Source organism: Streptacidiphilus monticola, assembly GCF_042658505.1.
Taxonomy (GTDB): domain Bacteria; phylum Actinomycetota; class Actinomycetes; order Streptomycetales; family Streptomycetaceae; genus Streptacidiphilus; species Streptacidiphilus monticola.
Genome location: NZ_JBHSQJ010000039.1, coordinates 1 through 6,878 on the forward strand (window position 1 = coordinate 1; position 6,878 = coordinate 6,878).

The window sequence follows — 6,878 nt, forward strand, 5'->3', positions numbered from 1 at the left end:
GCCTGGCTTCAGGGACTCCACAGAACCGGGGGCAGCTCAATCCTTCACCCGCGCTGGCACGGTGGACCCTTCCACTCCACAACCCGGGGGGATCCCTTGTCGTACCCGCAACCACCCGGCGACGAGCCGCCACCAACAGGAGTCACCTACACCCGGCCGCCCGAGCAACAAGCCGCGCTCGACGCCCAAAACCGCAAGAACCGCAGCAAAGGCTGCGGCTGCCTCGCCCTCGTCGCCACAGTGATCGGCATCGGCATCGCCGCAGCGGCCGGAGGCGGCGACAAGACCGAGAACACCGCCTCCAACCAAGCCAACCCGAACGTAGGCATCAGCACCACGAAGGTCATCACGACCAGCCCCAATCCCAAGCCGACGGCCCCGAAGCCCACGCCCACCAAAGCCGACCCGAACCTCGCCCTCAAGCGGGCCATCACCAGCTGGTGGAACGGCGGCGGCAGCGACAAGGCCTCCGCCATCGAAACGGACTTCAACAGCATCACAACCGACTCGGGCAACCAGGACGTGAACGGGCTCGACAACGACTGCTCCAGCCTGTCCGCCGACGTCACCGCCGCCCAGGAGTACCGGCCCATCCCGGACAAGGCGGCGCAGTCTCACTGGCGCAAGGCGCTCAACCTGTACGCGAGCGCCGCCTCGGACTGCCTGATTGGGATCGCCGGCAACGACGCCAGCTTGATCGTGAAGTCCAGCCGGGAGATCGGCGCTGGTGTTGCGCAGCTCAACCAGACCACCGCGCGCATCACGGAAATTGCTGCCCTGTAGGCGCGAAGAGGCCCGCCACACATGGAAGGGGCGGGCCAGACGCGAAGCGCGAAGCCTCCGGCAGCATTGAAGCTCGCCACAGTCGGCGACTACTGGTGAAGGAACGCGGGCACTGCGGCTTCCGGGGGCTGCGGCGCCAACGGGCACGAGCGGGCACAAAGTGCCGCCCGGGCCGCGAACCGTCCCTCCCATCCCGGGCGGCGCGGAGAGAGCGGGCTGGTCCGAGTCACGGGGCCAGCCCCGCTCGAGCATCGGCGGCGTACAGTCGGATCATGGGTAGACAGGCAGCCACAGCTCTCTACGTGCTCGCCCTGGTGGCCGTTGTGGTTGGTGTGGATGTCCTGTTCTTCCGGCATCAGTTCTGGCCTCGGCTGATGGCCAACGTGGGCATCGTCCTGGTGTTCTGGGCGTTCTACCTCAGGTTCTTGAAGCACCCGTGACACACGGGACCGGGCTCGGCACGTCTGGACGCCCGCCACAGGTGTGCACTACAACCTGCCCATGGGTAACCGTGGGCAGTTCTCACGAGCCGGGGGCAGAACGCCCCGCCGGCTTCTGACCACCCGGGCGGAGGAGAGCGTCCCCGCCCGCAGCGGCGGGAGGCGTCCGCCTCCTACCCGTGGTGCTGCCGAAGCAGCCGGGCTACATCAACGGCCGAGGGCCAGCACGACATCGAGGGGCAACACGGCCGAACCCCGACCGGGTGACGGTCCGCGCTCCGGCGAGTCCTCGCGCTGACCTCCGCCAACTGCCACAACTTGCAAGCCCGCCAACCCGTCACGCGGTCATCGAGGCTTCGCACTGTGTCCTCTGGGAGGTGTTCGGGGGCACCGTGGCGGTCACGGGCCCACCGCCGAGGTCTCCCCCATGTCCCGGCGTGGCGGTCAGGAGGCCAGCACGACGATCTTCCTCCCGGAGTTCAAGCCCTTCTCGAGGTGGCGATGGGCTTCGACCACCTCGTCGAGGGAGAACTCCTTGTCGTAGACGGCGGGCCGCAGCGCGCCGAGGCGCACGCCGGCGGCCAGGAAGGCCGCCATGCGCTTCACGACCACCGGGTCAAGGGTGTGCTCGAAGCTCTGGTAGGTGAAGATCGTGAGCGGCGGCCCGACCGGGAACGGCGTGGGCCGAGGGTCCAGGAAGCCCGCGACGACCAGGGTCCCGCCGGGGCGCGCCGCCTTCAGGAGGTCCTGCTGGCCGGGGCCCCGGACGAGGTCGAGGACGATGTCCGCGCCGATCCCGCCCGTGTGGCGGGCCACGGATTCCGCGATGTCCTCGTCCTCCGTGGCGATGACCGCCGCGGCTCCGGCCGCGAGCAACTCGTCCCGCTTCCCGGCCTGCCGGGTGAGGGCGAGGGGCACGGCACCGATCTGGTTGGCGATCTGCATCGCCGCCCGGCCGACCCCGCCGGACGCGGCGGTGATGAGGACGTGGTCGCCGGGCCGCATCCTCGCCTTCTCGATGAGCGCGCCGTAGGCGGTGGAGTAGGCGACCCAGACCGCCGCCGCCTCCGGGACGCCGAGCCCGGCCGGTCGCGCGACGACCCGGCCGACCGGGAGCGTGGTGTACTCGGCGTAGCTGCCGCGGACGCCGGCGTCCGGGACGGCAGCGAGGATGACCGGATCCCCGATCTCGAACCCGGTCGTGTCCGGGCCCAGCGCGTCGATGACGCCGGTTCCTTCGACGCCGAGGCAGGCGTGCGGCAGGGGCACAGGCGCGGGCGCCGTGCCCGACCGCATCATCAGGTCGAGCGGGTTGACGGCGAACGCCTCCATCCTGACGCGGACTTCGCCCGCCGCGGGCTCGACGACGGGCTCTTCGACGACGTGCAGGACCTCCGGTCCGCCGAACTCCTCGAACACAACGACTCGTGGCATCGTGACTCCTCCGCATCCGCAGCTGGTCGGTCGCTTGAGGACGACGCTACGGACCGGCTGGTTACCTCCTGGTACCTTCGATGTCCATGCAGAACGTGGACGGAGCAGCATCCCTGGTCGACTGCCCCACGCGTCTGGCGGTCGAGATCATCGGCCGACAAGTGGGCGGTGCTGACGCTCTTCGGACTGAGCCAGAAGCCCCGCAGGCACGGCGAGCTCGCCGACCTCATCGGCGGCGTCTCACGCAAGGTCCTCACCCAGACACTGCGCCGGCTCCAGCAGTACGGCCTCGTCCACCGCGACGCCCAAGCGGCGCATCGCGTCGAGTACAGCCTCACCGAACTCGGCCGGACCCTCATCGAGCCCATCGAGGTCCTGACGGACTGGGCGCGGGAGTACGGAGGCGCCATCGCCGACTTCCAGGAGGCGGCGGAAGCGGCCACGCCAACCCGGGCGCGCCGGGAGAACTGAGCGTTCTGGCCGGCGGCCACGCGCGGTGCCACGTCAGTTGTGCGCTGACTGCTCGCCAAGAGCTGCGGAGAGCGCAGCCTGAAGCCCGGGGTCCTCGGTCGCCGTCATGAGGCGGTGGGCAACCGGCCCGATGCGCCACCCTGAGTCGTGGTCGAAGGGAGGTCGCACCCCTGAGCACGGCACTCCCGGCGCAGGAACTGAAGGAGGTCACCCACCTCCACGGCCTGGCCCGGTTCCGGGTGCCGCACGACTGGGCCGTCGCGTCGGCGGACGGCGTCACGACCGCGGACGCGCCCGGACTCGGCCGGCTGTCCCTGCGAGCGCGCATCGTCGACGAACACCCCACCGCGCCCGACGATCCCGGGGTCGGCCTGCGCAACGGTGGCACGCTCCACGTCGCCGACTCCACCGCCCCGGCGCCACAGGGCTCGACCCGGCGCATCCGACGCTGGGACATCGTTCAGCCGCTGGGCGACCAGGTCCGCCTGTTCACCTTCACCTTCGACTACGACGCGACCGGACACCATGCCGAGGCCGTGGCCGTGCTGGACCGGGAGATCCGAACGGCCGAGCTGGGATCCCTGTAAGGGAGCAGCCCTTTCGTCGACGCGGCGCTGCTGGGCTGCCGGGCACGGCCGTCGACACCACACTCAGTCCACGGACGGCCCAGCAGCCGCATCGGGCGCCAACGCCAGTGAGCCGGACGCGACTTGGAGCCGCACCACATGGCTGGACGCCGCGTTCTGCGCCACCTGGACCGCGACCGAGGCCGAGGCCTGCTGGGTGGTGACGGCGTAGCCGTCCGGGGTGGTCGGAACCCGAAGGGCGACGGAGGCCGACTGCTCGGTGACGCGCAGACTTCGCGGCGCGGCGCTGAAGGACAGGTCGGCGCTGCCCGACATCGCGGACAGGGCGACGTCATCCGTCCGCAGGTCGGTGGCGACGATGCGGGCCGAGGACGCGTCGATGTTCAGGGCACCTGACAGGGACTGAAGTTGGGCCTGTCCGGAGACGAGGCGCAGCCGGACCGCGGTGCGGGCGGGCACCTCGAGCGCCAGGTCTCCCTGGCACGCGACCGTCGTGCCCTCGGCGTCGGCGCAGACCAGCGACACCGAGCCGTCCCCACCCCGGAGCTGGACGTGGGCGACCGGCGATCCCTCCGCCGGACGGAAGGAGCCGCTGAGTTCGTCGCCCGGGCTCCCGCTCAACGTGACATTGGCGGAGGCCAGTTGCAGCTCCAGGGCCTCTGCAGACCCACCCTGGAGGCTGAGCCGGCCGGCCCCGCCGACCGCCTGCCCTTCAGGGTGGACCGTCCCGCCCGCGTCCGACTCGTCGAGCGCGACGCCGCCGCACACAACCGCCGCCGCCACAACGGCGGCGCCCAGAGCGAGGAACAGCCGCTGACGGCGGCGTGGTGCGCCGTACGCGCGTGAGGCTTCGGTCATGCCGCCCGCCTTCCCCACTCCCTCGGAGATACGCGAGCGGGCAGGCGAACTGACGGCGACTCAGCACCGACGTGCGCCAACGACCCGCCGCGCATGCGTTGCTGACGCAGGGGTAGGCGAGCGGGCGATCGCGAATCGACCCGGTGCCGCTCTGCGCACCTGAATCCTCATCGGAGTCCGCCCATGTCGTCGTCTCAGTCGGAGTTGCGCCCGGTGCAGGCGCTGCGTCGAGCCACCGAGCAGCTCGCAGCGCTGCTCGGGCGGGCGCCTGAGTCGGTGTCCGCGCTGCGCCGGTCGCAGGACAGCTGGGAGGCGGACGTGGAGGTGCTGGAGCTGGAACGGGTGCCGGATTCGACCAGTGTGCTTGCCAGTTACCACGTGGTGCTGGACCCCGACGGCGAACTCGTCAGCTACGAGCGACGCCGCCGCTACACCCGGGGTCAGGTCGAGCGGGGCTGAGCAGCGCCGGACCGGAGGAAGGACCGGACCGTGACCATGGCTACGCAGCAGATGGCGCCGACGCCTGCCCGGAAGACGGACGGCGGCCTGTACGACATCCTCGAGTTGATCCTCGACCGGGGACTGGTGATCGACGCGTTCGTCCGCGTCTCGCTGGTGGGCATCGAGATCCTGCGGATCGACATCCGCGTGGTCGTCGCCAGCGTGGACACGTACCTGCGCTTCGCGGAGGCCTGCAACCGCCTGGACCTGGAGAACAAGGGCGGTGCGACCCTGCCGGACCTGGTCGGCGACACCACCGAGAAGATCGGCCACGGCAAGACCAAGGGCGCGCTGTCGGGCGCGATCGAGAGCATCGCGGACTCGTTCAGCCGCGGGGCCGAGGACGACGACCAGGACAAGGAGCAGGCGGCGGAGACCCGGCCTCGCCGCAGCAGCTCCCGCAGCCGCAGGACGGAGGAACAGTAAGTGTCCGCCCTGTACCTGTACGCCGTCCTCGGCGGCGACCACCCCGCGCACACCGACGGACTGAGCGGCGTGGGATTTGCCGCACCCCCTGTACGCATCGTGCGGGCCGGCGACGTCGCCGCCGCCGTCAGCGACGTCGCGGAGACGCTGCGGCCCAAGCGTCGGGACCTCAACGCGCACCAGCAGGTGGTCTCCGCACTGTGGCAGCAGGGTCCCGTGCTGCCCATGCGGTTCGGGACGCTGGCCGACGGCGAGGAAGCCCTGCGCACCGATCTCGCCGCCCGGGCGAACTCCTGCCTCGAGCAACTCGCCGACCTGGACGGCAAGGCCGAGTTCCACGTCAAGGCCGTCGAGGACGAGGACGCGGCGCTGCGAGGGGTGCTGTCGGCGGAACCCGCTCTGGCCGAACGCAGCCGTCTCGTGGCGCAGTTGTCGCGGGACGAGCAGGTGGCGTTCGGGGAGGCCGTGGCCCATCGGCTGCAGGCGCGGCAGAGCGAGATCGGCGCCCGCGTCCACGCAACGCTGGCTCCGCTCGCCGAGCGGGTCGTGGGCGGTGAGCCCACCGCCCAGGCCTTCTTCGCCTGCAGCTACCTGGTGACTCCCGAGCGCAAGGACGACTTCGCCGGGGCGCTCAACCGAGCGACGGCGGCCGCCGGCGCAGGGGTGGAGCTGCGCGTGTCCGGGCCGCTGCCGCCCTACAGCTTCGTGTGACCGGGCCGACTCGGAGGGGATGGCCTCATGGGACTGATCACCGGCTTGCTGACGCTCCCGCTGGCACCGGTGCGCGGTGTCGGCTGGGTCCTGGACCAGGTGATGGCTGAGGCCGACCGGCAGCGGCGCGATCCCGGCCCCATCCTCGCCGAACTCGCCCAACTGGAGCAGCAGTTGCTGGCAGGGGAGATCAGTGAGGAGGAGTTCGACCGCCGTGAGGACGAACTCCTCGACCAGTTCGACCATCAGGAGTAGCCGGAGCCGTGCTCCGGCAGGAAGGAGGCGGCCGTCGTGCGGACGGACGCGAAGATAGCCGCTGCGGTGGCCGGCGGATACCTGCTGGGCCGCAAGCGGAACGCCAAGCTGGCGCTCGGGCTCGGCCTGTGGCTGACCGGGCGGAGGATCAGCCTCGACCCCGCCCACCTCACCCGCCAGCTGGCCGGACTGCCGCTGGTCGGCACCGTGCGCGACCAGATCGGCGGTGAACTCGGCGCGGTGGGCCGGAAGGTGCTCACCACGGCCGTCAGCAACCGCGCCGACAGCTGGGCGGAGAGCCTGGGCCGGCGCACCGCGTCCCTGCGGGGTACCGGGGCGGGCCAGAAGTCCGATCAGGACTCGAAGGCGGACGCCTCCCGGGCGGACGAGGAGCCGGCCGACGCCTCGGCGG

10 protein-coding genes and 1 pseudogene are annotated in these 6,878 nt (G+C 71.2%); 9 read left to right on the top strand and 2 right to left on the bottom strand.

Annotated elements, in window-relative coordinates; translation table 11 throughout:
- Positions 1–96: 96 nt before the first annotated feature.
- Both ACFP3V_RS10685 and ACFP3V_RS10690 read left to right on the top strand, forming a co-directional pair.
- Positions 97–783 (top strand): hypothetical protein, encoded by a 687-nt coding sequence (locus ACFP3V_RS10685; RefSeq protein ID WP_380582364.1) that lies wholly within the window; start codon positions 97–99, stop codon positions 781–783.
- Positions 784–1,055: 272 nt separating this feature from the next.
- A complete protein-coding gene (locus tag ACFP3V_RS10690; protein WP_380582366.1) occupies positions 1,056–1,223 on the top strand; it encodes a hypothetical protein in 168 nt (55 codons plus the stop codon).
- Positions 1,224–1,667: 444 nt separating this feature from the next.
- Here the strand turns inward: ACFP3V_RS10690 and ACFP3V_RS10695 are convergent, their stop codons facing one another.
- Positions 1,668–2,657 carry a zinc-dependent alcohol dehydrogenase family protein gene (locus tag ACFP3V_RS10695; RefSeq protein ID WP_380582368.1) on the bottom strand — a complete coding sequence of 330 codons (990 nt, stop codon included), beginning with the start codon at positions 2,655–2,657 and terminating at the stop codon, positions 1,668–1,670.
- 86 nt (positions 2,658–2,743) lie between these two features.
- Here ACFP3V_RS10695 and ACFP3V_RS10700 point away from each other — a divergent pair.
- Together ACFP3V_RS10700 and ACFP3V_RS10705 are read left to right on the top strand one after the other, a co-directional pair.
- A pseudogene (locus ACFP3V_RS10700) lies at positions 2,744–3,128 on the top strand (winged helix-turn-helix transcriptional regulator).
- Positions 3,129–3,367: 239 nt separating this feature from the next.
- Positions 3,368–3,715, top strand: a complete 348-nt coding sequence (locus tag ACFP3V_RS10705) for a hypothetical protein (protein WP_380582370.1) — start codon at positions 3,368–3,370, stop codon at positions 3,713–3,715.
- Positions 3,716–3,778: 63 nt separating this feature from the next.
- On the opposite strand, the gene ACFP3V_RS10710 is transcribed toward ACFP3V_RS10705, so the two are convergent.
- On the bottom strand, positions 3,779–4,573 hold the full coding sequence (locus ACFP3V_RS10710) for a DUF4097 family beta strand repeat-containing protein (RefSeq protein ID WP_380582372.1): 795 nt from the start codon (positions 4,571–4,573) through the stop codon (positions 3,779–3,781).
- Positions 4,574–4,756: 183 nt separating this feature from the next.
- On the opposite strand from ACFP3V_RS10710, the gene ACFP3V_RS10715 reads away from it, so the two are divergent.
- The 5 genes from ACFP3V_RS10715 to ACFP3V_RS10735 all read left to right on the top strand — a co-directional run.
- Positions 4,757–5,032: a gas vesicle protein GvpO gene (locus ACFP3V_RS10715; protein WP_380582374.1), complete on the top strand. Its 276-nt coding sequence runs from the start codon at positions 4,757–4,759 to the stop codon at positions 5,030–5,032.
- A 51-nt stretch (positions 5,033–5,083) separates the two neighbouring features.
- Positions 5,084–5,500 (top strand): gas vesicle structural protein GvpA, encoded by a 417-nt coding sequence (locus ACFP3V_RS10720; RefSeq protein ID WP_380582458.1) that lies wholly within the window; start codon positions 5,084–5,086, stop codon positions 5,498–5,500.
- Positions 5,501–6,211 carry a GvpL/GvpF family gas vesicle protein gene (locus ACFP3V_RS10725; protein WP_380582376.1) on the top strand — a complete coding sequence of 237 codons (711 nt, stop codon included), beginning with the start codon at positions 5,501–5,503 and terminating at the stop codon, positions 6,209–6,211.
- Positions 6,212–6,238: 27 nt separating this feature from the next.
- Entirely contained in the window at positions 6,239–6,466 is a 228-nt protein-coding gene (locus ACFP3V_RS10730; RefSeq protein WP_380582378.1) for a gas vesicle protein GvpG, read from the top strand.
- Positions 6,467–6,502: 36 nt separating this feature from the next.
- On the top strand, positions 6,503–6,878 hold a 376-nt coding region (locus ACFP3V_RS10735), incomplete at its 3' end, for a hypothetical protein (protein WP_380582380.1).